This window comes from Deinococcus soli (ex Cha et al. 2016) (genome assembly GCF_001007995.1).
Classification (GTDB): Bacteria; Deinococcota; Deinococci; order Deinococcales; family Deinococcaceae; genus Deinococcus; species Deinococcus soli.
In genome coordinates this window covers 1,088,170-1,112,845 of the sequence record NZ_CP011389.1, presented here as the reverse complement: position 1 = coordinate 1,112,845, position 24,676 = coordinate 1,088,170, and the positions used below count along the sequence as shown (strand labels likewise).

The window sequence follows — 24,676 nt, the reverse complement described above, 5'->3', positions numbered from 1 at the left end:
AGCGCAGCGACCGCTCCCCCTGCCCCCCTGGGGTACTCGTATGAGCCGCTTGCGGAGGGGGCTGGGGGGTGGGGCAGCTCGCCGCAGGCGTCCCCCTTACGCGCTCACGAGATGGGTCAGTAGTCCATGACCTGCCGGATCGCCTTCGCCACGCGCAGCGGGTTGGGTCGGTACACGTCCTCGACGGCGGTGAAGGGTGGGTAGGGGGCGTCGAAGCCGGTGACGCGGACGATGGGGGCGCGGAGGTGTTCGATGGCTTCTTCGGCGATGATGGCGGCGATTTCGCTGTGGAATCCGGCAGTGCGGGGCGCTTCGGTGACGATGACGGCGCGGCCGGTCTTGGCGACGCTGGTGATGATGGTGTCGGTGTCCATGGGGACGAGGGTGCGCAGGTCGATGACTTCAACGCCGATGCCGGCGGCCTGTGCGGCAGCGGCGGCTTTCTGGGCGACTTCGACCATGCCGCCGTAGCAGATGACGGTGACGTCGTCGCCTTCCGTGACCATCCGGGCCTTACCGATGGGGACGCGGTAGTCGCCGACGGGGACGTCCTCTTTCACGCTGCGGTAGAGCTTGATGGCCTCGAAGAAGAAGACGGGGTCGGGGTCGTTGATGGCCGAGAGCAGCAGGCCTTTGGCGTCGGCGGGGGTGCTGGGGATCACGACTTTCACGCCGGGCGTGTGCGCGAGGATCGCTTCGGGGCTGTCGGCGTGCTGTTCGGGGGTGTGGACGCCGCCGCCGTAGGGGGCGCGGATGACCATGGGGAGGTGGTAGCGGCTGCGGGTGCGGTGCCGGTAGCGGCCGAGGTGGGAGAGGATCTGGTCGAGGGCGGGGTAGAGGAAGCCCGCGAACTGGATTTCCGCGACGGGTTTGAGGCCCGCGAGGCCCATGCCGATGCCCATGCCGACGATGGCGGCCTCGGCGAGGGGCGTGTCGAACACGCGTTCCTGACCGTATTTGGCCTGAAGGCCGTCGGTGGCGCGGAACACGCCGCCCATGACGCCGACGTCCTCCCCGAAGATGTGCACGGTGTCGTCGGCGGCCAGGGCGATGTCGAGGGCGTCGTTGATGGCGGCGACCATGGTCATGTTCTTGGTGGTGCCGGTGGGTGGGGTGGCGGTGGCGGTCATGCCTGCTCCTTCTTGTCCTGCGCGTGCTCGGCGAGGATCTCCGCGCGCTGCTTCCTCAGTTGGGGGGTGGGTTCGGCGAACACGTGGTCGAGGATCTCGGCGGGGGTCGGCTCGGGGTAGCCGTCAGCTTCGGCCAGGGCGGCCTCGAACTCGGCGGCGATCTCGGCCAGCAGCTCGGCCTCGCTCGCTTCGGTCATCAGGCCCGCGTTCAGGAGGTGCGTGCGCAGGCGCGTGACGGGGTCTTTCGCGTCCCAGCCGGCGGTGTCGGCCTCGCTGCGGTAGCGGCTGGGGTCGTCGGCGACGGTGTGCGGCTTGACGCGGTACGTGACCGTCTCGATCAGGGTGGGGCCGCCGCCTCCCCGGGCGCGCTCCACGGCTTCACGGGTGACGTGGTAGGTGGCCAGGGCGTCGTTACCATCCACGCGCACGCCGGGAATCCCGTACCCGTCGGCGCGGCGGCTCAGATCCGTGGCGCGCGTCTGCGTGCGGGTGGGCACGCTGATGGCCCAGCCGTTGTTCTGGAGGATGAACACGCACGGGGCGTTCAGGGCCCCGGCGAAGTTCAGGGCCTCGTGGAAGTCCCCCTCGCTGCTGCCGCCATCCCCGATGAAGGCCATGGCGACGTTGCGGGTGCCCTGGCGTCGCTCGGCGAGGGCCGCGCCCACCGCCTGCGGATACTGCGTGGCGATCGGGATGTAGAAGGGCAGGACCTTCAGGTCGGCGGGCATGTGCCACCCGTGCGGTGACGTGCGCCAGTACGCCAGGGTGCGCGCGATGGGCAGCCCGAGGGTCAGGGCCGCGCCGGTGTCACGGTACGTGGGAAACAGCCAGTCGTTCTTCGTCAGCGCAGCGGCGGTGCCGACCTGACTGGCTTCCATGCCACCGAAGGGCGGGAAGACGCCCAGGCGGCCCTGGCGGTACAGCACCCAGCCGCGCTCGTCGAAGTGCCGGGCGCGGCGCATCTGCCGGTACAGCTCCAGGCGCGTGGCGGGGTTGGGCAGCAGGTCCTCGCGGACGACCGAGCCGTCCGGCGCGAGGCACTGCACCATGGTCGTGTCCTGCTGCGCGGCGTCGTAGGCGGCCTGCGCCGCCGCGTAGCCGGGGGCGGTGTCCTGCGACTCTGCAACTGGGGCGTGGGGCTGACGGGCAGCCTGGGTGGGGTCTGGGGTCATGAAGTCTCCTGTCTGAGGGTGGGCGCGTGCGCGGGGTCTGAGGCGGCGGGTGGGGCGCGTCAGGGCGCGCGGCGCTGATTCAGCAGCCGGTCGCTGCGACGGGGCAGGCCGGAGGAGGGACAGGGCAGAACGTCAGGCATGGCAGGGCAGGTGGGGCCGCGCGGCCCCGTCGGTATGAGAAGTGCCTCCCAGCGTAGCAGCCGGGAGGCACGGGAACCAAACGAGCGTTTGGGAGGCGGGGACGGGCGCTCAGCGTGCCGCGAGCACCGCCAGGATCGCCAGCGCAGCGGGCACCGTCTGGATGAACAGGATGCGGCGGTTCGCGGTGACCGCGCCGTACAGGCCCGCGACCGCCACGCACGTCAGAAAGAACAGCTGGATCGCTGCCGAGCCGGTGATCAGGCCCCAGATCAGGCCCGCCGCCAGGAAGCCGTTGTACAGGCCCTGGTTGCCCGCCATGACGCGGGTCTGCGCCGCGAGTTCCGGGGTGGTGCCGAAGGCCTTCATGGCCCGTGGGGTGGTCCACAGGAACATCTCCAGCACCAGAATGTACACGTGCAGCAGGGCAATCAGGCCCACCAGCGCGGCGGCGATCAGGGTCATGCGCCCAGCTTCCCGATGCGGGCGACCACCCGGTCACGGCCCAGCGTGGCGAGCAGCTCGGGCAGGTCCGGGCTCTCCATCGTCCCGGCGACCGCCGCGCGCACGGGGGGCATGACCTTCCCGAGCTTCAGGCCCTTCTCCTCGGCGAACGCCGCGAAGGCCGCCTTGATGGACGCCGCGTCGAAGGTCGGCAGGTTCTTCAGCGTGGCGGCCAGCTCGGGCAGCAGGTCGCGCGCGCCGTCGATCGCCGCCTGCGCCTTCTCGGTCACCGGGTACTCCTCGGACCAGAAGTAGGGCGTCTTCTCCAGGAACTCGTTGAACACCTCGATGCGGGGGGTCATCAGGCGCACCACCGAACGGAAGTAGTCGTCCAGGGGGAGGTTCACCTTCTGATCGGCCAGGAACGCGTGCAGCCTCCGGGCGACCTCGTCCTCGCTCAGCACCTCGCGCAGGTACTTGCCGTTGTACCAGCGCAGCTTCTCCTGACTGAACACCGGGCCGCCCAGCGTCACGTCCTCCAGGCGGAAGACCCGCCCGAACTCCTCCAGGTCGAACACCTCCAGGCCGTCCGGGTGCGTCCAGCCCATCGTCGCCAGGAAGTTCAGCATCGCCTCCGGCAGGAACCCCTGCCCCTGGTACCACTCGACGCTCGTGGGGTTCTTGCGCTTGCTGATCTTCGACCGGTCCGAGTTGCGCAGCAGCGGCATGTGCGCGAACACCGGCTCATCCCACCCGAAGGCGCGGTACAGCAGCACGTGAATGGGCGTGCTCGTGATCCACTCCTCGGCGCGCACCACGTGCGTCACGCCCATCAGGCGGTCATCCACCACGTTCGCCAGGTGGTACGTGGGGAACCCGTCCGCCTTCAGGAGCACCTTGTCGTCGATCTCGCGGTTCTGGAAGTGAATCGGGTCGCGCAGCAGGTCGTTCACGACCGTCTCGCCCTCACGCGGGACCTTCAGGCGGATCACGGCCGCCTCGCCCGCATCCATCCGCGCCTGCGCCGCCGCCGGGTCCAGCTCACGGCTGGGCACCGCGATCACGCGGCCCTCCGCCTGCGCCGCCTCGCGCAGCGCCGACAGCTCCTGGGCCGTCTCGAAGGCGTAGTACGCGTGCCCGCTGGCGACCAGCTGCCGCGCGTACTCGCCGTACAGGTCAAACCTCTCCGACTGACGGTACGGCCCATTCGGACCGCCCTGTAGCGGCGACTCGTCCGGCGTCAGGCCCAGCCACTGCATCATCTGGAAGATGCGCTTCTCACTGTCCGGCACGTAGCGGTTCCGGTCGGTGTCCTCGATGCGCAGGATGAACTTCCCGCCACCCTGACGCGCCAACGTGAAATTGAACAGCCCGATGTACGCGGTCCCCACATGAGGGTCACCGGTCGGGCTCGGAGCAATACGGGTCACAACAGACATAGCGCACAGCATACGAAAGGGGGGCGATGGGGAGTGGGAAGTGGGTTGTGGGAAGTGGGAAGTGGGTTGTGGGAAGTGGGAAAAGCGAACCCCCTCCGGCCCGCGCGGGGTGGGGGAGGGGGTTCGCTCAGCGCACACAGCCCAGAGCTCATGGCCCTGCCGGAGCCGGACTCATCCGATTCCCGGCTCTCCGGCGGTGTCCCGGAGAGCCGTCCATCTCCTGAGCTCCGGCTTTGATTGCTTCTCTGCTGCGCAGCTCGGCGAGTCCCTCCGGTCGGGTTCGTCTGCGACTCACCGCAATGGGTCTTCAGTTCCAGCGGCCGCCGCGCTGCTGGCGCGCTTCGGGTTCCGGCGCGGCGTACAGTTCCTCCGCGCGGGACAGCTTCTTGCGGCCATACAGGCCCTCCAGGATGAACTCGGCGGCGGAGACGCGCACGGCGTCCACGCTGCTCGCGGCGACCTCGGCGGCCAGGTCGCTCAGGCCCGGCACCTCCACCGTGGCTTTCAGGGCGGCGGCGCTGTCCCCACCCTGCGGGAAGCGGAACACGTTCCCGGCCTCGAACCATTTTTCCAGTTCGCGGGTGTTCGCGCTGCCGTAGCGGCGGGCGTACACGGCCCCGGCGGCCTTGCGGATCACGTCCCGGGCGACGTTGTCCGCACCCTTGAGTTCACCCTCGTACTCCAGTTCCATCTTCCCGGTGATCGCCGGGAGGCCCGCGTACACGTCACTGACGCGCACGACCGCGTCGTCACCCTGCACGAGGCTGCGGCGCTCGGCGTTCGCGGCGGCGACCTCCATCAGCGAGATCGGGAGGCGCTGCGACACGCCGCTCAGCTTGTCCACGCGGCCGTCCTCGCGCGCCTGGAACGCGATCTCCTCGACGAGTTCCGCGATGAATTCCGGCACCGTCACGTCGCCGCTGCGCACGGCCTCCTGCGCAGTGATGTCCATGCCCAGGCGCACGTCGGTCGGATAGTGCGTGCGGATCTCGCTGCCGATGCGGTCCTTCAGCGGCGTGACGATCTTCCCGCGCGCCGTGTAATCCTCGGGGTTCGCGGAAAAGACCAGCATCACGTCCAGTTCCAGGCGGATGGGGTACCCCTTGATCTGCACATCCCCCTCCTGAAGGATGTTGAACAGCGCCACCTGCACCTTCGGCGCCAGGTCCGCCAGTTCGTTCACGGCGAAGATCCCTCGGTTCGCGCGGGGCAGCAGCCCGAAATGCATGCTGCGCACGTCACCCAGGCTGGTGCCCAGCCGCGCCGCCTTGATCGGGTCCACGTCCCCGATCAGGTCCGCGACCGTCACGTCCGGCGTCGCCAGCTTCTCCACGTACCGCTCCGCGCGCGGCAGCCAGCGAATCGGCAGGTCCAGCCCGTGCGCCTCCAGCAGCGCGCGGCCCTCGGCACCCACCGGGTTCAGCACGTCGTCCGGCATGTCCACACCCGCGATGACCGGCACCTCCGGGTCCAGCAGCTCGGTGATGGCGCGCAGGATGCGGCTCTTGGCCTGCCCGCGCAGGCCCAGCAGGATGAAGTTCTGCCGCGCCAGCAGCGCGTTCACCAGCTGCGGAATCACCGTGTCGTCATAGCCCACCACGCCGGGGAACAGTTCCTCACCGCCCCGAAGCTTGCGGGTCAGGTTGTCCCGTACCTCGTCCTGCACCAGGCGGATCTTCCCGTCGAACGGCGCGCGCCCGGCGTACCCTTCGGTCTGAAGCAGTTCTCCCAACGTCCTCGCCTTCGCAGTCACGGTCATGATGCGCGGAACGTACCACGCACCCCCGGGCGGGATTGTGCGACCTGCTGGGAATGAAGGGGGAAGTGGGTTGTGGGAAGTGGGAAGGGCTGGGCACCTGACACGGACTCCGAGTGAATGGCTGACAAAGCCGTTCAAGCCGAGCGGACTCGCAGAGCTGCGCAGCAGAGCGAGTGGGAGAAAAATGGGCTCCGGGCGTGCAGTTGGCAACCCGGTGTCCTTGCGGGTTGTGAACGGAACAGGCGGCACCCGAATGAGGCAACCCGGTGGCTCTCCCGACCGTACTGTGGGTTAGATGCAACCCGCTGCTGCCCGCACCGCCCTCCTGCCCATCCTGCTGCTGATTCCGGCCGCCGCCCTGACCCTGTGGATCGCCGGAGCCACCTTCGACGCGGGGGCTACGAGCGGCCTAGTCCGCACGCTCCGCTACGTGGCGCTGCTGCCGCTGTTGCTGATCACGGTCAACCGCCTGCCCTGGACCACCTTCGCGCTGCTGTCCTGCGGGTGGATCAGTGGCGTCCTGACCGTCACCGCCGCCCTGGCAGGCACGGCCCACTGGATGCTCGGCGCGCCCGCCCTGCTGCTGGCGCTGGCCTGCGCCGCCGGATTCATCCTGCTGCGCCGCTGAGCACCTGCCGGTGCCGTGCCGGTCCCCGGCGACGGGCGCGCGACGTGAGCAGAGGCGCGGGCACCAAGCTGGGCTGATGCCTGTGGCTGTCCGTGTGCCAACAGCCACTCAGGTGCTGGCGGCGGTCGAGGCGGCCTGCTGATCCTCCAGCGCCTTGAATGCACACGCGGCGGCGAGGGCCGCCAGGGTGCCGGGAACGCCCGCCAGGGTCACGTGCACGTCCTTGCCGTCCACCACGCCGCCGATCCGGCCGCGCAGCGTGCCGCTGTCCGCCGTGAGCTTCACGTCCTTGCCGGACACGCGCCCCGAGAAGCGGCCCTCGAGTCGCGTATCGTGGGTGGTCAGGTGCAAGTCGTCGCCCTGTACGCGGCCACCCAGGCGGACGTCCATCCGGTCGCCGCTGAGGTCGCCAGTCACGTCGAAGCCCTCGAAGGTCCCGCCGATCCGGCCGGTGACGCGCCCGCCCTGCACGCTCAGGCGGATGTCCTTCCCGTCGAACTTCCCGCCGATGCGGCCGGTCAGGTGCGTGCCGTCCCACGCGGCGTGCACGTCGTACCCCTGGGTAATGCCGCCGATCCGTCCGTTCAGGTCCATGCCCGCAGGTACGCGCGCAGATCAGTTCGGGTTGCCGTGTGAGGCTGACGGCCGGACGCGGTCCTACGTGCCGCCCGGCGCGACCCGCCCGGCGCGCCACGCGTCCAGTTCCTGAGGGGGCAGCGCAGGGGAGAATAGGAAGCCCTGCATGTACTCGAAGCCCAGGTCGCGCAGCATGGCGTGCTGCTCGGGCGTCTCGACGCCCTCGGCGAGCACGTCGAGGTTCAGTTCGCGGCCCAGGGTGTGCACGGCGCGCAGCACCTGCGGTCCGGCGGCGGGGGCGTCCCCACCGCCGGGCCCGATGAGGAAACTCCGGTCGAGTTTCAGCACGTCGGCCGGTAGGGCCATCAGGGCGCTCAGGGACGCGTGCTGCACCCCGAAATCATCCACGCTGATGCGGACCCCGGCGGCGCGCAGCTCGCGGAGTTTCGCGGCGGTTCCCGCGAGGTCCTGCACGAGCACGCCCTCGGTGACCTCCAGTTCCAGCAGGTGCGCGGGCAGGTCCAGCCGCGCGAGCAGGCCCTGCACGTGCGGCACGAAATCCGGCTGCGCGAACTCCAGCGGGGAGACGTTCACCGCGACCCGCAGGGCGCGCCCCTGCCGGTGCCACGCGGCGGCCTGCTCGCACGCCCGTTCGCGCACCCAGCGGCCCAGCGGGAGGATCAGGCCGCACTGCTCCGCGACCGGAATGAACCGGCCGGGCGTGACGGTTCCCAGGTCGGGCGCGGTCCAGCGCAGCAGCGCCTCCACGCTCTCCAGGTGCGTGCCGCGCAGCTGCGGCTGGTAATGCAGCGTGAACTCGTCGCCGTGCAGGGCGCGGCGCAGCGCCGCCTCCAGCACCAGCCGCTCGCGGCGCTGCTCGTCCAGGCTGGGCGTGAACAGCTGCGCCTGCTGCCGCCCGCTGCGCTTGGCGTGGTACATGGCGGTGTCCGCGCGGCGTTGCAGGGTCGTGACGTCCGTGCCGTCACGCGGGGCGAGGCTCACGCCGATGGACGCGGATACCTGCACGTTCAGGCCGACCAGCGGCACCGGCTCGCGCAGGCTGCCCAGCAGTTGCCGCGCGGCGTGCATCGCCTGCCGTTCGTCCGCGCCGGGCAGGACCAGCGTGAACTCGTCGCCACCCACGCGGGCCAGCGTGGCGCGCGCCGGGAGGTGCGCCTGCAGCCGCGCCGTGACCAGCCGCAGCAGTTCGTCCCCGACCGGGTGCCCGAAGGTGTCGTTGACATCCTTGAAGCCGTCCAGGTCGATGAACATCACGGCGGCCGGCCCGCCGAGCGCGGCGCGCAGCTGATCCTCGAACTCGCTGCGGTTGGGCAGTCCGGTCAGGGTATCGTGCCGCGCCTGGTGGCGCAGCCGCGCGCCGCGCCGCTCGAGTTCCGCCGCGGAGTGCCGCAGCTTCCGGGCCAGCAGGCGGTTCTCCTCCAGCACGGTGCTCTGGCGCAGCAGGATCAGCAGGAACGTCAGCGCGGCCCCCCACAGCGTGACCGGGGTGGGCCGCGTCAGGAGCAGCGCCGCGCAGGTCAGGCCGCCCGCCAGGTACGGGAACGCCGCGAGCCACACCCGCACGGGGCGCGGTGGGCGCCACTGCACGCCCCGCACGGACTGCTCGCGCCGCTGCCACAGCCCCAGCGCCTGCAGGGCGGTGCCCCACAGGTACAGGACGTCCGCGCGGTCCCCGGTCATGCCGCCCGTCACCGCGAACCGCAGGTCGCCGCCCACGATCAGCGTCAGGCCCGCGCATAGCAGCGCGACCGGGACGCTGAGCCGCTGCTGACGCAGCGCCAGCAGGCCCACGGCGATCAGCGCGAGGTCCAGGGTCATGTACGCGGCGCCCGCGGCGTGCAGGGGCGCCGGCTGGGTCAGCAGGAACGTCCAGCACACCGTGCCCAGGATGACCATGACGATCAGGCTGTCGAGGATCATGGCGGCCGTGCGTAGGGAGTTCACGCGCAGCCGCGTGAGGCTCAGCAGGCCCCAGGTCATCAGGATGTAGTACGCGCCGTACAGGGCGTCCGCGACGGACAGGGGCGGGACCGGCAGGGCGCGCAGTTCGAAACTCAGGGTGACCGCGTCGCCCAGGATCAGCGCGCCGAGCGCCAGCGTGAAGCGCCGCAGCAGGGGCCGCTGCGCGGGGTGCCCGCTGCGCGCCGCGCACGTCGTGACGCCCAGACACACGCCGAGGGCCAGCAGGTATGCGCCTCCTGTCACCCAGGGCCCGCCCGGCAGGTGCGGCGCCGCGAGGACCAGCGCGGCGTGCAGCGCGACTGCCGTGAGCAGCGCGGTCTCGGCCCGCCGTTCCAGCCCGCGGACGTTTGTGGCGTGGATCGTCATTCCGTCACGTCAACCTTCCCAGTTTGATCTCGGGAGTGCAGGCTACCTCATGGCGCGTACAGAAATCTGACGCGCGGTCAGAGGTCTGCCGGTCAGCTGCCGCCCACCCGCGCGGCCGGACGCGGGACGGCGGCGGCCAGCGCCACGCCCGCCACGCACAGTGCCAGTCCGGCCAGGGACGCGGCGCTCAGGCGCTCGCCAAACAGCAGCCAGCTTTCCAGCACCGCCAGTGGCGGTACGAGGTAGAACAGGCTGTTCACGCGCGCCGCCGGGAGGTCCCGCAGTAGACGCATGAGCAGCAGGATCGCCCCGACCGACAGCACGAGTACCAGCCACGTCAGCGACAGGATGAATTCCGCGTTCCAGTGAATCTCGCCGCCCCCGCGGGCCAGGGTGACGGTCCCCAGCGCGGCGGCGCTTGCCACGTACTGCGCGGTCGTCCCCCCCAGCAGCGGCATGTCCCCCCCCACGCGCCGCTGGTAGAGGGTGCCCGCCGTGGTGCACAGCAGCGCAAAGGCCGCGGCCCCCAGCGCGGCGGGACTGCCCAGCCCACCGCTCACGCGGCCCTCCATGACCAGCAGCACCCCCACGAAACCCAGCGCGAGGCCCGCCCACTGGCGCGCCGTGACCCGCTCGCCCAGGACCGGCCAGGACAGAAAGCCGGTCAGGAGGGGCTGCACGCCCACCAGCACGCTCGTCACGCCCGCCGGGAGGCCCAGCCAGATGGCGGCCGTCACGCCGCCCAGGTACCCGGCGTGTAGCAGCAGACCCGTCACGGCCGCGCGGCCCGCCTGCGCCCGCGTGGGCCACGGCGCCCGCAGCGCCGCCGTGAGCAGTGCCATCAGCCCGGCGGCCAGCATGAAGCGCACCGTCAGGAACGCGAAGGGATCAGCGTTGCGGGCCGCGCCCTTGGTGCCCAGGAACCCGGTGCTCCAGAGCAGCACGAACAGCATCGGCGCCGCCGACAGGAAGGCGGCGGGCGCGGACTTCAGGCGGGTCATGCGGCAGGCTAAACCAGCCACGTCCCCACCCGGGCTCAGGTGTCCAGCATCGCCGCGATGGTCTGCACAGTCCGCTCGTTGCGCACAGTCACCTTCACACCCAGGTGGCGTTCGATCACCGCAGCCGACAGCCGCAGGTTCCGTATCCCCTCCGGCACCGTCTGGTACAGCTGCTGGCCCACGACCTCCCAGCGCTCGGGGGTCACGTCCCGCCCACGCAGGGCCTCCACGCGCCCCGGGTCGGGCGGGTCGCGCAGGAACGCCACCACGACCGCCTCATCCCGCAGGTGCGCGGGGCAGCCACGGGCCGCCTCCCGCCACTCGTGCGCCGTGCGGAGCGTCATTGGCACGGGGAAGCCGAACTGCGCTTCCAGCGCCGCCTCCAGCCGCCCGCGCAGGTCCGTCTCCGGGTCCGCGCTGAACACGGCGTTGCCGCTCTGGATGTACGTGCGGACCTCCGCCAGCCTCAGGCCGGTCAGCAGGGCGCGCAGGTCCGCCATGGGCACCTTGCGCCTGGCGCCCAGGTTCACGGCGTGCAGCAGCGCCACGAAGATCATGCGTTCCATTCTGTCACGGGGCGCTCTGCCAATTCCGCGTGCACAGCACCAGCCGGAAGCCGTCCGGGTCGCGCACCGTCACGCCCCAGCGGTCCCAGTACGGATTCAGTGCCGCGACGCGCCCGCCCCCGTGCGCCTCCAGCCGCCGGATCAGGTCGGGCGGCACCGGGCCGTCCAGGTAGAGCACGAGCAGATCCTCGGCAGTGGGGGTGGGCGCCACGTAGAGGTGATGCGCCTGCGTGAGTTCCAGGTGCCACGCCGCGCCGGGGAGGCCCAGCATCAGCAGCGCAGCGAACTCGTCGTGCGCGCTGCGGTGCAGCACGCGCAGGCCCAGGCCGTCCGCATAGAAGCGCTGCGCGGCGTCCAGATTCAGACTGGGCCGCGCCAGCCAGATGTGATGGGCAGGGGAGAGGCGGCCGGTCACGCCGGCACCTGCGGGTGCAGGAACGGCAGGTCCGCCGGGCTGAGGTGGCGCTCCTGATCCTGCCGGTAGGTCAGGTGGAACGGGACGGGCTGCCCCGGCAGGCCGATGGGGAACCAGCCACGTCCGCGCGGGACGACGATCAGGCTGCCGTCCGCGCCGCCCACCGGGGTGAAGGTGCGGCTGCGGCCCACCCAGGCGCGCAGGCCCAGCCGCGCCTCCAGCCAGTCCACCGCGCCCGCTACGTCCGGCACGACCAGCCCGAACTCGCTGAGGTGCAGCGCGTGCTGCGGCCCGAACGGCCCCGCGTGATCGAAGGGCAGGTCGTGCCGCGCGATGAATTCGGCGATGTGGCCCGCCGGGTCGCGGAAGTACAGGTTCGAGCTGTGAAAGGCGCCGTCCGGGCCGAACCGCACCTGCCCGGCCGGGTCCGCGAGCAGCGGCACCCGCGCCTCCAGCCACGCCTGCGCCTGGGTGACCAGCGTGCGGGGAATGTCCACGGCGAAGTGCGCGGCGGGCGTGTGCCCCCGGCGGAAGGACAGCCGCGAGCGGCCCACCTGCACGGTGAATTCCTCCGGGGTGTCGTGGCAGACGGTCAGGCCGAGGGTCAGGGCGTAGAAGGCCCGCTGGGCGCTCAGGTCCGGGGCGTGCAGGGTCAGGTGGTCAAGGCGCATCGGGGTTCCTCCGGGGTGGGGGCGCGCGGGATGAGGTCACGGGCGGGCAGGGACGCAGGAACAGGGTGGGCGCCACATACTGGAAGGGTAGAACCTCAAGTTGACTTGAGGTCAAGCCCAGGAGGCCACGTATGCCCACGCCCCTCACACCCGCCCAGCTCGCCGCCCGCAGCGGCCTGAGTGTCCCGACCCTCCACCACTACGAACGCGAGGGCCTGATCACCGCCGCGCGCACCGGCGGCAACCAGCGCCGCTATCCACCCGACACGCTGCGCCGCCTCGCGTTCATCCGCGCCGCCGCCCGCGTCGGCGTGCCCCTCGCCGAGATCCGCGCCGCCCTCGACACCCTGCCCGGCGGCCGCCCCCCCAGCGCGCAGGACTGGGCAGCCCTGTCTGCAACATGGCGCGCCGCGCTGGACGCCCGCATCGCCACCCTCACCCGCCTGCGCGACGATCTCGACGGCTGCATCGCCTGCGGCTGCCTCAGCCTGGACCGCTGCGCGCTGCATAACCCCGGCGACGCGCTGGGCCGCACCCTGCCGGGCGGCAGTCAGTTGTAGGCCGCGCGGGCCGGGCGGGAAGGCCAGCTACCGACCAGCACACTCAGAGCAATCAGGCCGAGACCGGTCCACTGCGCGGCGCCCAGGGGACGCCCATTCAGCAGGTCAAGCGCAATGGCTGTCGCCGGGCTCAGGCGGGTCAGCAGGGACACCTGCACGGGCGACGTGTCGCGGATCCCCCGGAACCACAGCGCGTACGCGACCGCTGTACCCACCACGATCAGGTACGCGAGCCACGGCAGCTGCGCGGGCGTCAGGGAGGGCAGGGGCCCGTCAAGCCACCACGCGACCGGCACGAGCAGCGCGCCGCCCCAGCACAGCTGCCACGCGGTCAGGGCCAGCAGCGAGGCGCCGGGTGGGGTGCCCCATGCGCCCGCCAGCAGGTATCCACCAGACGCCGCCACCACGCTGAGCACGCCGGTGATCAGGCCTATCGCATTGGCGTGCGCGCCGGGTCCCATGACCAGCAGCGCCACGCCCAGCAGGCCCAGCACCCCGGCTTTCAGCGCGGCCGGGCCCGGTGACTGCCGCAGCGCCGCGCAATTGAAGGCCAGGATCAGCAGCGGACCCAGCGCGCCGAGCGTGGCGGCCAGTCCGCCGCCCAGGTGCGCGGCGCTGATGAACAGGGTGCTGAAGAACAGCCCGAAGTTCAGGGCGCCCAGCAGGGCGCTCTTCCACCACCACTCGCCGCGCGGCCACTGCCGCACGAGGGCCAGCAGCAGCAGTCCCGCCCCGAGGGCCCGCAGGGCGGCGACGCTGGTAGGTCCGAGCGGCTGGAGGTGCTCCAGTACGACGTAGCTGGTGCCCCAGCCGATCGGGGCGAGTGAGGCAAGCAACAGAGGAGAGGGCTTCATATAATTATTTTATCTATAAATATTTTATACATAAAGTATATAGGCTATTTCCTATACTCCTCCCGTGAACCTTCTCAATCTGCTGGACCGCATCCGGCACGACTGGCAGACCCGCGAACCTGAACTGGACACCGCCCCCATGCTCACCTTCATCACCCTCACGCGCGCCCAGGCCCTGCTCGACGACCACGTTCGCGCCACCGCATCAGGCGCCGACCTGACGCCCACCACTCGCGACCTGCTGTTCACGCTGCACCGCTCCGCCCCACCTGAAGGCCTGACCCCCGGCGAACTCGCCGCGCTGCTGGCCGTATCCCCCGCCAGCGTGACCGGCAGCCTCGACCGCCTGGAGACGCGAGGCCTGCTGCGCCGCGCCCCCGACCCCCAGGACCGCCGCGCCCAGCGCATCCACCTGACCGACACGGGACGCGACCTCGTCCGCATGCACCTGCCCGTCCACCTGCGGCGCGAGGAGGACCTGCTCAGCCCCCTGAGTGCCAGCGAACGCCAGCAACTCGAACAGCTGCTGCGCCGCCTCATCGCGCACGCCGAGACCCGCCAGCCATGACCCCGCCCCCCCACCTGCGCCCGGTCACGCCTGCCGACGCCCACACCATTGCCGCGCACCGCTACCCGGATGCCCGCGACCTTCCCGAGCGGCCCACGTACGCCGAGTGGGTGGCAGGTGCCATCAGAGGCGGCCTGTACCTGGGGTTCCTGCTGGAAGGCGGGGCGGAGGTGATCGCCGGGGCGGGCGTGACCCTGCTGCACTGGGGCCCCACGCGGGGTGATCCGCAGCCGTGGCGGGGGCGGGTGGTGAACGTCTGGACGCACCCGGACCACCGCCGCGCCGGGCACGCCCGCACGCTGGTCACTGCGTGTCTGGACGTGCTGCGGGCGCAGGGTGTCACGCGCGTCAGCCTGGGCAGCAGCGACATGGCCCGGCCGCTGTACGGGGCGCTGGGGTTCACGGCCAGCGCGCACGAGATGACCCGCGTGCTCGACTGAACGGGCGCGCGGGTCAGGGTGAGGCTGGGGGTTACAGCTGGACGGGTTGCGGCTCCGGGTCGGTCTTCCAGTCGCGGTAAGAGGCGTACGTCAGGACACCCAGCATGATGGCCACGGCGGCCAGCAGGGCGTAGGGGGCCACCCACGGGGTCAGCCACGCGGTGGGCACCAGCAGGGCAGCGAGCAGCAGACCCACGCCCAGGCCGACGAACCACACGCCGCTGCGGCGCTGCGAGGCGTGCCACGCGCGGCGGCTCAGGAACACCCAGGGGGTGCGCAGGCCCACGAACGCACTGGGGTGCGCGCGGCCCATCACGTTGCCGATTAGCGTGAACAGCAGCCCCAGGCCGACCAGCAGGGCGCGGTTGCTGTCCCAGGCGAAGGCCAGCGCGGCCGTCTGCGTGAGGGCCAGCAGGCCCAGGCCCAGCGCGACCAGCTGCAGAAGGGGTGCGTTCCGGCGCTGGGACGGCACCCGGCCCAGGTACAGCAGCAGCAGGGCGGCGGGCAGGAGCAGGGCGGGCAGCTGGAACAGGGCCTGCGCGGCGCTGCCCCAGGCGTCGGGCTGACCGTCCACGCCCCAGTGGGTGGGCAGGCGGGCGGGCTGCTGTGGGAGGCTCCAGGCGGCCAGGGCGAAGGTCAGCGGGAAGGGGAGGAGGGCAAGCCAGGGGCGCATCAGGGGTTCTCCTTTCGGGTGGGGTGGTCGCTGGCGGGGCCGAACAGAGTGAGCATGTGGCTCAGGACGTCCTGGAAGACGGTGGTGTTCAGGCGGTAGATGACGGTGGTGCCGCGTTTCTCGCTGTCGATCAGGTCGGCGGCCTTCAGCACGGCGAAGTGACCGCTCAGGGTGCTCTTGCTGAGGGGGAAGCGGTCGGCGAGCTGTCCGGCGGTCTGTTCGCCCTGGCGCAGGGCGGCGAGAATGTCGCGCCGGGTGGGGTCGGAGAGGGCCTTGAAGACCTCGTTCATGGGTGGTCACACATGCCAGTACCTCATTCGCTGATTGCCTTATTAGGCAACTACCGAAATAGTAGCAGCTTGATCCCGCACTCTCAAGCACAATGCAGGCATGACCCCCTTCAAGCGCGCCCTCACGCAGGCCACCGCCCGGTACGGGCGCTTCAGTCACGCCGCCCACCCGCACGTGGCGTGGCACCTGCTGCGGGAGCGGCCCGCGCTGACCGCCCTGGCCGAATTCCGCTCCGGCCTGCGGGACCTGGCCGACCGGATGGGCCTCCAGGCCAAGTACAGCGAGACACAGACCGCCGCGTGGTTCTTCGTGGTCCTCGACCACCTGGACCGCACCCACCCGGACTGCACCGAAACCTGGGACGCCTTCGAGGCCCGCTGCCCCCACCTGTTCAACCCCGCGTACCTGCACGCCTTCTACCCACCCGACGTGCTGAACAGCCCGGCGGCCCGCACCCACTTCCTGCCGCCGGACCGGCAGGACACGTGAACCGCGCCGCCCGGACGAGGGGCGGCGCGGTTCAGTCGGGCTGGCTTACACGTCGAAGCTGTAGTCGCTCCACCACATCTTCACGATGGCCGGCTGCTGGCTGTTGTAGCGCACGGTGTGCACCGAGCGGCTGCTGCTGTAGATGGACAGGTAGTACGTGTCGCCGGACTGATCCGTGAACGCCAGATACATGCTGCCGCTGCCGAAGCCGCTGGGGCCCTGGGCGTCCACGTTCACGACGTAGTCGTAGATGCCGGGCGAACCGGTCAGGGTGATGCCGTACACCTTGGCGCCGCCGTTGGCGACCATGCAGGTGGACAGGTCCGTGTTGCCGTCGATGGCGGCGGCCTCGTTGGGCTGCATGCCGCGGGCAGAGCTCACGGAGTTGGGTTGGCCCCGGGTGGAGGATTCGCCGCAGGAACCGGTGAAGTTGGCAAGGGGATAGTTCGTCATGGGCTGCCTTCGCGTCACGGCGTGACGACTTTCGGAAGGGAAGACGGAGGGGAAGTCGGCAGTGCGCGGCGCGGCGTGAGAGGCGGGCAGGCCCGGGTTCCGGCCCCCCTTGCATCGCAGCTCAGGCACGGGGTCAGTGTGCGCCCGGAGGCGTTAACGAGGCGTTACGCTACGCGGGTGCAGAGACGTGCCGTGTGGACCTGCCTGCTGGGGGCCTGCCTGGGGTGGGCGTCCGCCCTGACCCCCGCCGAGTCGGCCGCCGCGCAGCGGCTGGTGGCGGCGTACCCGGCGTTCCTGCGGGGCGTGGAGGGCGGCGCGCTGGTGTGGTGGGATGGCACACGCATGTCCCTGAAGCGCAGCGCGGCCACCACCTACCCGGGGCGACTGGACGCGCCGGGCCTGCTCGATCAGCTGGACGCCGCGTACCCCGCCTGCGCGCCCCTGACGGCGCCCGCGTACCTGAGTGATCCGGGCCGCGCCCGCTTCGAGCCCCTCTTCCGGAAGATGTACGGCGCGTCCGACCCTGCCGTGCGCGCGAACCTCGTGACCGTGGACTGGTTCGGGCAGCCGCTGCGGGTCACGCGCGTGAACGGAGCGGCCGACTCGCTGCGGGCAGTCGCGCAGGAACTGGCGGCGCACCCGGAGTGGCGCGCGTTCCTGACGCCCAGCGCGGGCGCGTTCCTGTGGCGCACGGTGGCGGGCACGTCCCGGCGCAGCGTCCACTCGTTCGGCGCGGCCATCGACCTGAATACCACCCGCGCGGCGTACTGGCAGTGGAGCGGCTTCCGCGAGGGGCAGCGCGGCATTCCCTGGCGCAACCAGTTCCCGGCGGGGCTGGTGCACACCTTCGAGCGGCACGGCTGGATCTGGGGCGGGCGCTGGTACCACCTCGACACCATGCACTTCGAGTACCGCCCGGAACTCACGGGGGCGTGCGCCGCCGGGCGCTGAGTGGACGCCTTCCTAGTCCTGAGCGCCGGGTTTCCCGCCCCGCGGCGGTATCCTGCGCGTCATGGCGTATCAGGCGGTCATTGGTCTGGAAGTTCACCTGCAACTGAAGACGAAATCGAAGATCTTCAGCGCGTGCCCGCAGGAGTACCACGGGGCGGAGCCCAACACCTTCACCGATCCCTTCACGCTGGGCCTGCCGGGCACCCTGCCGACCCTGAACCGCGAGGCGGTGGAACTCGCCATGATGTTCGGCCTGGGCCTGAACTGCGATGTGTCGGGCTTCACGCAGTTTCACCGCAAGAACTACTTCTACCCGGACGCCCCGAAGAACTTCCAGCTGTCGCAGTACGACCGGCCCATCGCGCGCGACGGGTTCCTGGACGTGACGCTGGAGGACGGGACCACGCACCGCATCCGCATCAAGCGCGCGCACCTGGAGGACGACGCGGGGAAACTCACGCACCCCACATATGCGCCGTACTCGATGCTGGACCTGAACCGCGCCGGGTCCAGCCTGCTGGAGATGGTCACCGAGGCCGACATCGTGAGCGCCGAGCAGGCCCGCGCGTTCCTGGAGAGCGTGCAGGCCATCGCGCAGGCGCTGGGTGTCAGTGACGCCACGCCCGAGGAAGGCAAGATGCGCTGCGACGTGAACCTCAGCCTGCACAGGCCCGGCGAGCCGTGGGGCACGAAGTGCGAGGTGAAGAACCTCAACTCGTTCCGCAGCGTGGCCCGCGCCATCGAGTTCGAGACGGCGCGGCAGGCGCGCATTCTGGACGCGGGCGGGCGCATCACGCAGGACACCCTCGGCTGGGACGAGGGCGGGCAGAAGACGTTCCTGATGCGCACCAAGGAGGGCGAGGCCGACTACCGCTACTTCCCCGAGCCGGACCTGCCGCCGCTGGACATCACGCCCGAGTGGATCGCCCGCGTCCGTGAGCGCATGCCCGAGCTGCCCGCGCAGAAGCTCGAGCGGTACCTCGCGGCGGGCGTGCGCGCGGCGGACGCGCAGACCCTGAGCCTCAGCGTGCCCCTGTCGCGCTTCTTCGACGAGGCGCTGACCGCGCAACCCCGTCCTGACGCCCAGAAACTCGCGAACTGGCTGCTGGGCGACGTGTCCGGCCTGCTCGCCGCGCGCGAGGAGACCCTGGACGGCAGCGCCCTGCGGCCCGCGTACCTCGCCGCGCTCGTGGGCCTGATCGACGCAGGCACCATCAGCGGCAAGATCGCCAAGGACCTGCTGCCCGACGTGCTGGCCGGGCACGACCCCGCCACCCTGGTGCAGGAGCGCGGCCTGAGCGTCGTGACCGACACCGCCGCCATTGACGCCGCCATTGACGCCGCCATGGCCGCCGACCCGGCCACCGTGGAGAAGGTGCGCGGCGGGAACGCGAAGGCCATGAACGCCTTGTTCGGACCGGTCATGAAGGCCATGGGCGGGCAGGCCAAGCCGGAGGTGGTGCGTGAGCGCCTGACCGCGAAACTGGGCCTGTCATGATCCCCGGGGCCATCACCCCGGGGCGCTGGCGTGCCGCCGCCCTGGCTGCCCTGTGGACGCTGGTCGCCGCGACCCTCGCGCTCGGTGCGTACAGCCTGTGGCGCGCTGGCGTCACCGACCAGTTCGCGTGGCTGGCGACCCTGCGCGCCCTGCTGGCCGCCGTGGTCCTCGTGTGGTGGACGCAGCTCCTGGCCCGCTACACCCACGCGGTTCCCACCCCGGACGGGGACGGCGTGCTGCGCTCCCTGCGCGGCCTGTTCCCGTGGCTGACGTCCCTGCGGCTGGCCCTGTGGGCCCTGAGCGCCCTGGCGTACCTGTCCGGCACGCTGAACGCCAACCCGGTCGCGCTGACCGCCATCGCCACCATCGAACTGGGCTTCATCCTGGCGAAGAACGCCGTGTACGGCAGTCTCGTGCGCGCCGCTCCGCACCCGGAGGACCTGCCCGCCCGCGCGCGGCTGCTGTCGTGGCTGAACGTGGCCGCGCCCCTGAGCCTCGCGCTGGGCGTCGTGAACGTCGTGCCCGTCGCGGGCCTGGGCGGCGCCCCCGACGCGGTCAGCCTGGGCGTGTACGGCCTGCACGCCCTGCTGGACGTGGCCGCCACCCTGCTGGCCCTGAAGGCCGTGCAGACCGCCCCGCACCCCCGCCCGGCCTGACCCTGACGGGAGACGGCGCGGTCTCCAGGTTCCGGGGGCCGCGCCGTCCTGTGAGTGTGGTTACGCGCTGAGCGGCAGCACGACCGCGCGGGCCTTCTCGCCGTCCGCGCGGGGGCGCAGCGTCAGCACCAGCAGCGACGTGTCGGCCCGCAGCAGGTACGGCAGCCACGAGTGGTTCAGGCACGCCAGCGCGCGCGGCGCCTCGGCCGCCGGAATGCCGCGCAGCACCAGCACCGCGCGGGTCGCCCCAGCGTCGCTGTACAGGTCGGCTGCGCCGTGCCGGTCATCACCGGACGGGGAACGGAATTCGAATTGATGATTGCGCCTCAGCAGGTGCATGGGAATCTCCTTGAAACTGACTTGGATGCCATCAGCGTACGGGGTCACGCGGTGGCCTTTGTCCCCACCGCGCAGCAGTTGTCCAACATGTCCGTCCCGCGCAGCATGCCCCCCCAGTGTCAAACGGGTGTGAAAACCCCGTGTGCCGTATGGGAGGCCCGTACACTGACCGGCGTGACCCTGCCCGTCAGCGAACTGCTGCGCGAGTACCAGGAATACGTGCTCGCCTACCGCCTGCGCCGCGCCGTGGGCGGCCGCGTCACGCCGCCCGGCGAGCAGCTGCGCCTGAGCGAGTACGCCGCCCTGCGCCTGGAACGCCAGGACCTCGCCCGCTCGCTGGTGCGGCGCGGCCTGGACGGCGCGCGCATGCGCCGCCTGGACGCCCTGAGCGACCAGCTGATGTTCGGCTTCTGGCTGAACCCCTCCGAGGTCGCCGCGTTCCTGCGCGCCGCGATCCGCGAGGGCAGCCACCCCGCGCTGGGCGACCCGGCCGCGTTCGCGCGGCTCCTGACACCCGCCGAGCAGGCCCGGCTCGGGACAGGCGGCGTGGCGCAGGTGTGCGCGCACCACATCGCGTGCTTCGCGCTGGCCGCGCCGATGCTCGACCCGGACGGCCTGAACGCCGCGTGGGAGCGGATCGAGGCGACCCGCCCGCCCCTCTTCCTGGACGAATTGCAGCAGCCCGCCCCGTAGAGGCTCACCCGACCAGGAGTCCCTCTGTTTCGTTCCCAACCCGGAAGAACGCCGGTTGGCGAACTCCACGCCCGATCCCTTCACGCTCCTGCTCGCTCTGCTGGGCGGCTTTCCGAGTCCGCTCGGGTTGAAAGGTCGGCCAATCTGTCAACCGGCGTGCACATGAGGCAACGCCGCGCCGCGCGGCGTGGTTCACTCGCCGCATGACCGCTGCGTTCGGAACGGCCCTGCTCGGCGCGCTGCGCACCCTGCTGCCCCGCGCCTGCCCCGGCTGCGGCGCGCAGCTCGGGGCGCACGCCGGACTGTGCCCCGCCTGCCGCGCCGCCCTGCGCCCCCATGTGCAGGCCCACAGCCCCCTGCGCGCCCAGCCGGAACCGCACCTCGTGACGCTCGGGACGTACAGCGGCGTGCGCCGACGCGCCGTGCGGGAACTGAAGTTCGCCCACGCCCGCGACCTCGCCCGCATCCTCGGCGAGGCGCTCGCCACGGGCGTGCCCGCCGACTGGAACGTGCAGGCTGTCATTCCCGTCCCGCTGCACCCCGGGCGGCAGCGTCAGCGCGGCTTCAATCAGGCCGAGCTGCTGGGCCGCGCCCTGGCCAGCGCCCTGGCCGTCCCCTGCGTTCCCGCCCTGATCCGCACCCACGCTGGCGCCCAGCAGGCCCGGCGGCACGCCGCGCAGCGCGAGGACCTGCACGGCGCCTTCCGCGCGCACGAGGGCTTCCTGCCCGGTGGCCCGGTGCTCCTCATTGACGACGTGCTCACCACCGGGCACACCGCGCAGGCCTGCCAGGACGCCCTGAAACAGGCGGGCGCGCCGCAGGTGTACGTGGCGGTCGTCGCCCGCTGAAACGGGCTGGGGGGGGCGGGTGCTCCTCGTCCACCTCAGCCCGTTTCAGCTCAGGCGTTCGCCGGCCGTCACCGCGTCCGGCAGCCAGTTCTCGCGGGGCGGCAGCGGGCACGTCCACCCGTCCCCGTACGCGCAGTACGGATGGTACGCCAGATTGAAATCCACCCGCACCAGCGCGCCGTCCCCACCCAATTGACGGTCAAGGGGCGCGTCCAGGTAACGGCCCGCGCCGTACGTGGCCTCCCCGCTCGTGGCATCACGGAACGGAATGAACACCCGCTCCGGGCGCTCCTCACCCAGCGGCGCGAACACCAGCAGCGTCCGCTCGCCGTCCGGGAGGGGCAGCTGCACCTGCCCGATGCGGGTCATGGTGCGCGTCTCGCCCGTGTTCGTCTCCAGCGTCCACTCCGCGCCCGCGTCAGCCTGCGGCAGCGGGTCGAGCAGCACCGTGAACGCCCACGCCTCATCCGGCGGGAAGTACGACAGGCCCGCGAACGCCGCCGGGTCCACCGGACCGCGCCCCGCCGCGAAGTGCTCGTCCTTGCGGCGGCGGAAATCCAGCACCGCCGCCTCGTACGCCGAGGCGGTCACGTTAGAAATCCACCCGCACGCGCTCCCCGGCGTACTCCACGATGTCCCCACGGCGCAGTTTCTTGCGGCGGCGCGTCTCGATCTCACCGTTCAGCCGCACCTCGCCGCCCTGCACGCGGAACTTCGCCTCGCCGCCGGTCTCCACCATGCCGCGCATCTTCAGGAAGTCCTGAAGGTCGATCGTGTCCTGCTCGGGGTACCCTCGTTCACCAGTCATGCCGCGCAGCGTAGCAGCGCCCCGCCCCGCCTGTCTGTGATGGGGTTGTGGGGTGTGGGCTGTGGGCGGACAGCAATCTGTTCCCACAACCCACAGCCCACTCCCCACACCCCTCTACAGCTTGTACTGCGCGCTGAACAGTTTCAGGTCGGCGTCGTCCACCTTGCCGTTGCCGTCCAGGTCGCCGATGCTGGTCGACTTGCCGTAGTTGTTCATCAGCAGCGCGAGGTCGGTCAGGTCGATCTTGCCGTCGCCGTTCAGGTCCGCGCCGCTCAGGCGTGCGCGGGCGCTGGCGGTCGTCCAGTCGGTCAGTTTCCACTCGCGGGTCAGTTCCGCGCGGACGGCGTCCTGGATGTTCAGCGGGCCGCGCGGATTGAACTCGATGCGGCGCTCGGTGCCCAGGCCAAAGCTGCGGGCGGCGACGTCCGGGCTGAATGGGGCGGCGCCGCCCAGCGTCAGGATGGGGCCGCCGCTGGTGTCCAGCGTGACCGGGAAGTCGGGGGTGGACAGGGCGGCCAGCGCGGCCTGCACCGCCTTCGTCAGCTCCTCACCCTGCGGACGGAGCTTCACGCTGACCGCCCCGGCAGAGCCCAGCAGGACGCTGCCCGCCAGGGCCAGCAGGAGGGAATGGGCGCGCATCACTTGCCTCCCCGGGCGCCCAGCAGCGCCTCACGCAGTTTCGTGGGATCGGTGATGTCGCCCGCCGCGACCTTCCCGGCCGTCACGGGGTACAGCCCCTGATTGAAGCCCACGACCGGACTGTCCAGCCTGGACGCGTACAGCAGCGCCACAACCTCCAGGCCCGCGCGCAGGTCGGGCAGGCTGTCCACGCCCTTCAGGACGAACAGGGCGGGCTTGCCGTCCTGCTGCGGCAGCTTCGCGGCGTCCCCGGCGATGGTCTCGGTGACGGTCAGCGGGTACGCGAGGTACGTGACCTCCCCGTCCTTCACCTCGGCGGGGGTGCCCAGCGTGGCGCGGACGATCACCTCGGCCCGCTGCGCCTGCTGCGTCAGCGTCAGCGTGGGCGCCGTGGTCGCCAGGGCAGGGGAGAGCACGGCCAGGGCCGCGCCCAGCAGCAACGTGCGCGCGTTCACTTGCCACCTCCCGCGCCGCCCGAGGGCGGAGGGGTGGGGGTCGGCTCGGTCTTCGGCGGGTCCGTCTTCGGCGCCTCGCCCGGCGGGGTGGTGTCCGTCCCGGTCTTCGGCGCGTCGGTCGGGGTGGAAGTGCCCGGCTTCACGTCACCCGGTTTCGCTTCCGGGGCTTTTTCCTGCGCAGCCTTCTCCTGCGCCGCCTTTTCCTGGGCCGCTTTCTGCTCGGCGGCCTTCTGCTCGTCGAGTGTCTTCTGCTCGGCGGCCGTCAGTTTCTGCGCGAGCACCTTGCCGTCCCCGCCGCGCGCCTCGTAACCCAGGTCGGGGCTGCTCAGGGTGACGGGCGCGCCCGGCTTCACGCTGATCAGTGCCACGCGCGACCCGCTGCGCGGCACCGCCTTGAAGCCCAGGTCCACCGTCAGGCGCGTCCCGTCCTGCCGCCAGAACACCAGCGCGCCCCCCTCGGGCTGCACGCGCGTGACCGTCACCTTCTCCGGCAGGGTCCACGTGACGCGCGCGGCCCGGACGCTGCGCGGCGCGGCGATCAGCAGCGGCACGCGCGTCTCGCCGCGGATCTCGCCAGTCGGCAGGGTCAGGCTGAGGCTCAGGGGCGGCAGTTCCTGCACGTTCAGGGTGTAGGATTTCTGCTTGCTGCTCAGCGTGGAATCCGTGACCTCCAGCGTGAAGGTGTACGTCCCGGTCTTCGTGGGTGTACCGCTCAGGGTCGTGCCGGTCAGCGTCAGCCCGGGCGGGAGGGTACCCTCGATGCGGCGGACGGTGTACGGTCCCGCGCCGCCCGCGACCTCGATGGGCGCCGAATACGGTTCCTGGATGTACACCGGGGGCAGGCCGCTGGCGCGGTCGTTGAAGTACAGCGCGTCGCGCGCACTGGTACTGGACGTGCCGGTCAGGTCCTGCCCGCACGCGACCATCCCGAAGGCGGGCAGCGCGCAGGCCAGCAGGACGCCCAGCCCCCGCCGGGCAGCGAAACGCGAATGTGCCATACCGAGCAGTGTAGCCGCGCCGGACCGCGCGGCGGTGAACGAACCGTGATACGGAGCGCAGCGCGCGGGGTGCTCCGCGCGGATGTCCGCCGCTCCCCCCGGCGTTCCGGCCACCCCTTCCCGCCACCCCTGGCGGCCGCCTGAATCGTGCCTGACTTCCCTCACGTCGCGCCGG

At 71.3% G+C, this 24,676-nt stretch carries 31 protein-coding genes; 10 read left to right on the top strand and 21 right to left on the bottom strand.

All coding sequences use genetic code 11. The annotated features are described in order from the left end of the window. Positions 1 to 116: 116 nt before the first annotated feature. From SY84_RS05485 to SY84_RS05465, 5 genes are all read right to left on the bottom strand, one after another. Positions 117 to 1,130: an alpha-ketoacid dehydrogenase subunit beta gene (locus SY84_RS05485; RefSeq protein ID WP_046843172.1), complete on the bottom strand. Its 1,014-nt coding sequence runs from the start codon at positions 1,128 to 1,130 to the stop codon at positions 117 to 119. Continuing rightward, entirely contained in the window at positions 1,127 to 2,179 is a 1,053-nt protein-coding gene (pdhA, locus tag SY84_RS05480) for a pyruvate dehydrogenase (acetyl-transferring) E1 component subunit alpha (RefSeq protein ID WP_046844968.1), read from the bottom strand. Before pdhA ends, SY84_RS05485 begins: the two co-directional genes overlap by 4 nt. A gap of 372 nt (positions 2,180 to 2,551) precedes the next feature. Continuing rightward, positions 2,552 to 2,905 carry a DUF1304 domain-containing protein gene (locus SY84_RS05475; RefSeq protein WP_046843171.1) on the bottom strand — a complete coding sequence of 118 codons (354 nt, stop codon included), beginning with the start codon at positions 2,903 to 2,905 and terminating at the stop codon, positions 2,552 to 2,554. Next, positions 2,902 to 4,323: a glutamate--tRNA ligase gene (gltX, locus tag SY84_RS05470; protein ID WP_046843170.1), complete on the bottom strand. Its 1,422-nt coding sequence runs from the start codon at positions 4,321 to 4,323 to the stop codon at positions 2,902 to 2,904. Before gltX ends, SY84_RS05475 begins: the two co-directional genes overlap by 4 nt. Positions 4,324 to 4,630: 307 nt before the next feature. Further along, complete coding sequence (locus SY84_RS05465; protein WP_046843169.1) at positions 4,631 to 6,082, bottom strand: ATP-binding protein; 1,452 nt, start codon at positions 6,080 to 6,082, stop codon at positions 4,631 to 4,633. 295 nt (positions 6,083 to 6,377) lie between these two features. Here SY84_RS05465 and SY84_RS05460 point away from each other — a divergent pair, with 295 nt between their 5' ends. Further along, complete coding sequence (locus SY84_RS05460; RefSeq protein WP_046843168.1) at positions 6,378 to 6,710, top strand: hypothetical protein; 333 nt, start codon at positions 6,378 to 6,380, stop codon at positions 6,708 to 6,710. Between the two features lie 108 nt (positions 6,711 to 6,818). Here SY84_RS05460 and SY84_RS05455 read toward each other — a convergent pair whose 3' ends face one another. The 6 genes from SY84_RS05455 to SY84_RS05430 all read right to left on the bottom strand — a co-directional run bounded on the left by SY84_RS05455 (position 6,819) and on the right by SY84_RS05430 (position 12,288). Further along, complete coding sequence (locus SY84_RS05455) at positions 6,819 to 7,304, bottom strand: hypothetical protein (RefSeq protein WP_046843167.1); 486 nt, start codon at positions 7,302 to 7,304, stop codon at positions 6,819 to 6,821. A gap of 63 nt (positions 7,305 to 7,367) precedes the next feature. After that, entirely contained in the window at positions 7,368 to 9,635 is a 2,268-nt protein-coding gene (locus tag SY84_RS15790) for a putative bifunctional diguanylate cyclase/phosphodiesterase (RefSeq protein WP_052751049.1), read from the bottom strand. Between the two features lie 92 nt (positions 9,636 to 9,727). After that, positions 9,728 to 10,636: a DMT family transporter gene (locus SY84_RS05445; RefSeq protein ID WP_046843166.1), complete on the bottom strand. Its 909-nt coding sequence runs from the start codon at positions 10,634 to 10,636 to the stop codon at positions 9,728 to 9,730. A gap of 35 nt (positions 10,637 to 10,671) precedes the next feature. Continuing rightward, positions 10,672 to 11,193 (bottom strand): DUF1697 domain-containing protein, encoded by a 522-nt coding sequence (locus SY84_RS05440; RefSeq protein WP_046843165.1) that lies wholly within the window; start codon positions 11,191 to 11,193, stop codon positions 10,672 to 10,674. 13 nt (positions 11,194 to 11,206) lie between these two features. Then, complete coding sequence (locus SY84_RS05435) at positions 11,207 to 11,617, bottom strand: VOC family protein (RefSeq protein WP_046843164.1); 411 nt, start codon at positions 11,615 to 11,617, stop codon at positions 11,207 to 11,209. Further along, positions 11,614 to 12,288: a VOC family protein gene (locus tag SY84_RS05430; protein WP_052751048.1), complete on the bottom strand. Its 675-nt coding sequence runs from the start codon at positions 12,286 to 12,288 to the stop codon at positions 11,614 to 11,616. Before SY84_RS05430 ends, SY84_RS05435 begins: the two co-directional genes overlap by 4 nt. A 131-nt stretch (positions 12,289 to 12,419) precedes the next feature. Here SY84_RS05430 and soxR point away from each other — a divergent pair, with 131 nt between their 5' ends. Further along, positions 12,420 to 12,848 carry a redox-sensitive transcriptional activator SoxR gene (soxR, locus tag SY84_RS05425; RefSeq protein WP_046843163.1) on the top strand — a complete coding sequence of 143 codons (429 nt, stop codon included), beginning with the start codon at positions 12,420 to 12,422 and terminating at the stop codon, positions 12,846 to 12,848. On the opposite strand, the gene SY84_RS05420 is transcribed toward soxR, so the two are convergent. Further along, positions 12,839 to 13,702: an EamA family transporter gene (locus SY84_RS05420; protein WP_046843162.1), complete on the bottom strand. Its 864-nt coding sequence runs from the start codon at positions 13,700 to 13,702 to the stop codon at positions 12,839 to 12,841. The two genes, soxR and SY84_RS05420, sit on opposite strands and share 10 nt — an antisense overlap. Before the next feature lie 64 nt (positions 13,703 to 13,766). Between SY84_RS05420 and SY84_RS05415 the strand changes: the two genes are divergently transcribed. Then, positions 13,767 to 14,270, top strand: a complete 504-nt coding sequence (locus SY84_RS05415; protein ID WP_046843161.1) for a MarR family winged helix-turn-helix transcriptional regulator — start codon at positions 13,767 to 13,769, stop codon at positions 14,268 to 14,270. After that, positions 14,267 to 14,710, top strand: coding sequence for a GNAT family N-acetyltransferase (locus SY84_RS05410; RefSeq protein WP_046843160.1), 444 nt, complete (start codon positions 14,267 to 14,269; stop codon positions 14,708 to 14,710). The genes SY84_RS05415 and SY84_RS05410 overlap by 4 nt, the downstream gene beginning before the upstream one ends. Before the next feature lie 31 nt (positions 14,711 to 14,741). Here SY84_RS05410 and SY84_RS05405 read toward each other — a convergent pair whose 3' ends face one another. Beyond that, the gene (locus SY84_RS05405) at positions 14,742 to 15,383 is read right to left on the bottom strand and encodes a DUF1648 domain-containing protein (protein ID WP_046843159.1); all 642 of its coding nucleotides are present in this window, start codon (positions 15,381 to 15,383) and stop codon (positions 14,742 to 14,744) included. Further along, positions 15,383 to 15,673 (bottom strand): autorepressor SdpR family transcription factor, encoded by a 291-nt coding sequence (locus SY84_RS05400; protein ID WP_046843158.1) that lies wholly within the window; start codon positions 15,671 to 15,673, stop codon positions 15,383 to 15,385. The genes SY84_RS05405 and SY84_RS05400 overlap by 1 nt, the downstream gene beginning before the upstream one ends. A 100-nt stretch (positions 15,674 to 15,773) precedes the next feature. Between SY84_RS05400 and SY84_RS05395 the strand changes: the two genes are divergently transcribed. Next, the gene (locus SY84_RS05395) at positions 15,774 to 16,163 is read left to right on the top strand and encodes a hypothetical protein (protein ID WP_046843157.1); all 390 of its coding nucleotides are present in this window, start codon (positions 15,774 to 15,776) and stop codon (positions 16,161 to 16,163) included. Positions 16,164 to 16,208: 45 nt separating this feature from the next. Here SY84_RS05395 and SY84_RS05390 read toward each other — a convergent pair whose 3' ends face one another. Next, positions 16,209 to 16,526 (bottom strand): hypothetical protein, encoded by a 318-nt coding sequence (locus SY84_RS05390; RefSeq protein ID WP_046843156.1) that lies wholly within the window; start codon positions 16,524 to 16,526, stop codon positions 16,209 to 16,211. A gap of 267 nt (positions 16,527 to 16,793) precedes the next feature. Here SY84_RS05390 and SY84_RS05385 point away from each other — a divergent pair, with 267 nt between their 5' ends. The 3 genes from SY84_RS05385 to SY84_RS05375 all read left to right on the top strand — a co-directional run bounded on the left by SY84_RS05385 (position 16,794) and on the right by SY84_RS05375 (position 19,721). Then, on the top strand, positions 16,794 to 17,567 hold the full coding sequence (locus SY84_RS05385; protein ID WP_052751046.1) for a M15 family metallopeptidase: 774 nt from the start codon (positions 16,794 to 16,796) through the stop codon (positions 17,565 to 17,567). A gap of 61 nt (positions 17,568 to 17,628) precedes the next feature. Continuing rightward, positions 17,629 to 19,065, top strand: coding sequence for an Asp-tRNA(Asn)/Glu-tRNA(Gln) amidotransferase subunit GatB (gatB, locus tag SY84_RS05380; RefSeq protein ID WP_046843155.1), 1,437 nt, complete (start codon positions 17,629 to 17,631; stop codon positions 19,063 to 19,065). After that, on the top strand, positions 19,062 to 19,721 hold the full coding sequence (locus SY84_RS05375; protein WP_046843154.1) for a hypothetical protein: 660 nt from the start codon (positions 19,062 to 19,064) through the stop codon (positions 19,719 to 19,721). Before gatB ends, SY84_RS05375 begins: the two co-directional genes overlap by 4 nt. Before the next feature lie 60 nt (positions 19,722 to 19,781). On the opposite strand, the gene SY84_RS05370 is transcribed toward SY84_RS05375, so the two are convergent. Continuing rightward, complete coding sequence (locus SY84_RS05370; RefSeq protein WP_046843153.1) at positions 19,782 to 20,060, bottom strand: hypothetical protein; 279 nt, start codon at positions 20,058 to 20,060, stop codon at positions 19,782 to 19,784. A 174-nt stretch (positions 20,061 to 20,234) separates the two neighbouring features. Between SY84_RS05370 and SY84_RS05365 the strand changes: the two genes are divergently transcribed. Together SY84_RS05365 and SY84_RS05360 are read left to right on the top strand one after the other, a co-directional pair. Next, a complete protein-coding gene (locus SY84_RS05365; RefSeq protein ID WP_308420058.1) occupies positions 20,235 to 20,753 on the top strand; it encodes a hypothetical protein in 519 nt (172 codons plus the stop codon). 203 nt (positions 20,754 to 20,956) lie between these two features. Continuing rightward, positions 20,957 to 21,601 carry a ComF family protein gene (locus tag SY84_RS05360; RefSeq protein ID WP_046843152.1) on the top strand — a complete coding sequence of 215 codons (645 nt, stop codon included), beginning with the start codon at positions 20,957 to 20,959 and terminating at the stop codon, positions 21,599 to 21,601. A 45-nt stretch (positions 21,602 to 21,646) separates the two neighbouring features. On the opposite strand, the gene SY84_RS05355 is transcribed toward SY84_RS05360, so the two are convergent. The 5 genes from SY84_RS05355 to SY84_RS05335 all read right to left on the bottom strand — a co-directional run bounded on the left by SY84_RS05355 (position 21,647) and on the right by SY84_RS05335 (position 24,501). After that, positions 21,647 to 22,192, bottom strand: coding sequence for a DUF1684 domain-containing protein (locus SY84_RS05355; protein ID WP_046843151.1), 546 nt, complete (start codon positions 22,190 to 22,192; stop codon positions 21,647 to 21,649). Position 22,193: 1 nt separating this feature from the next. Continuing rightward, positions 22,194 to 22,409 carry an RNA-binding S4 domain-containing protein gene (locus SY84_RS05350; protein WP_046843150.1) on the bottom strand — a complete coding sequence of 72 codons (216 nt, stop codon included), beginning with the start codon at positions 22,407 to 22,409 and terminating at the stop codon, positions 22,194 to 22,196. 114 nt (positions 22,410 to 22,523) lie between these two features. Beyond that, positions 22,524 to 23,048 (bottom strand): hypothetical protein, encoded by a 525-nt coding sequence (locus tag SY84_RS05345; protein ID WP_046844963.1) that lies wholly within the window; start codon positions 23,046 to 23,048, stop codon positions 22,524 to 22,526. After that, entirely contained in the window at positions 23,048 to 23,503 is a 456-nt protein-coding gene (locus tag SY84_RS05340) for a hypothetical protein (protein WP_046843149.1), read from the bottom strand. Before SY84_RS05340 ends, SY84_RS05345 begins: the two co-directional genes overlap by 1 nt. Next, positions 23,500 to 24,501 carry a putative Ig domain-containing protein gene (locus SY84_RS05335; RefSeq protein WP_046843148.1) on the bottom strand — a complete coding sequence of 334 codons (1,002 nt, stop codon included), beginning with the start codon at positions 24,499 to 24,501 and terminating at the stop codon, positions 23,500 to 23,502. The genes SY84_RS05340 and SY84_RS05335 overlap by 4 nt, the downstream gene beginning before the upstream one ends. Positions 24,502 to 24,676 lie beyond the last annotated feature (175 nt).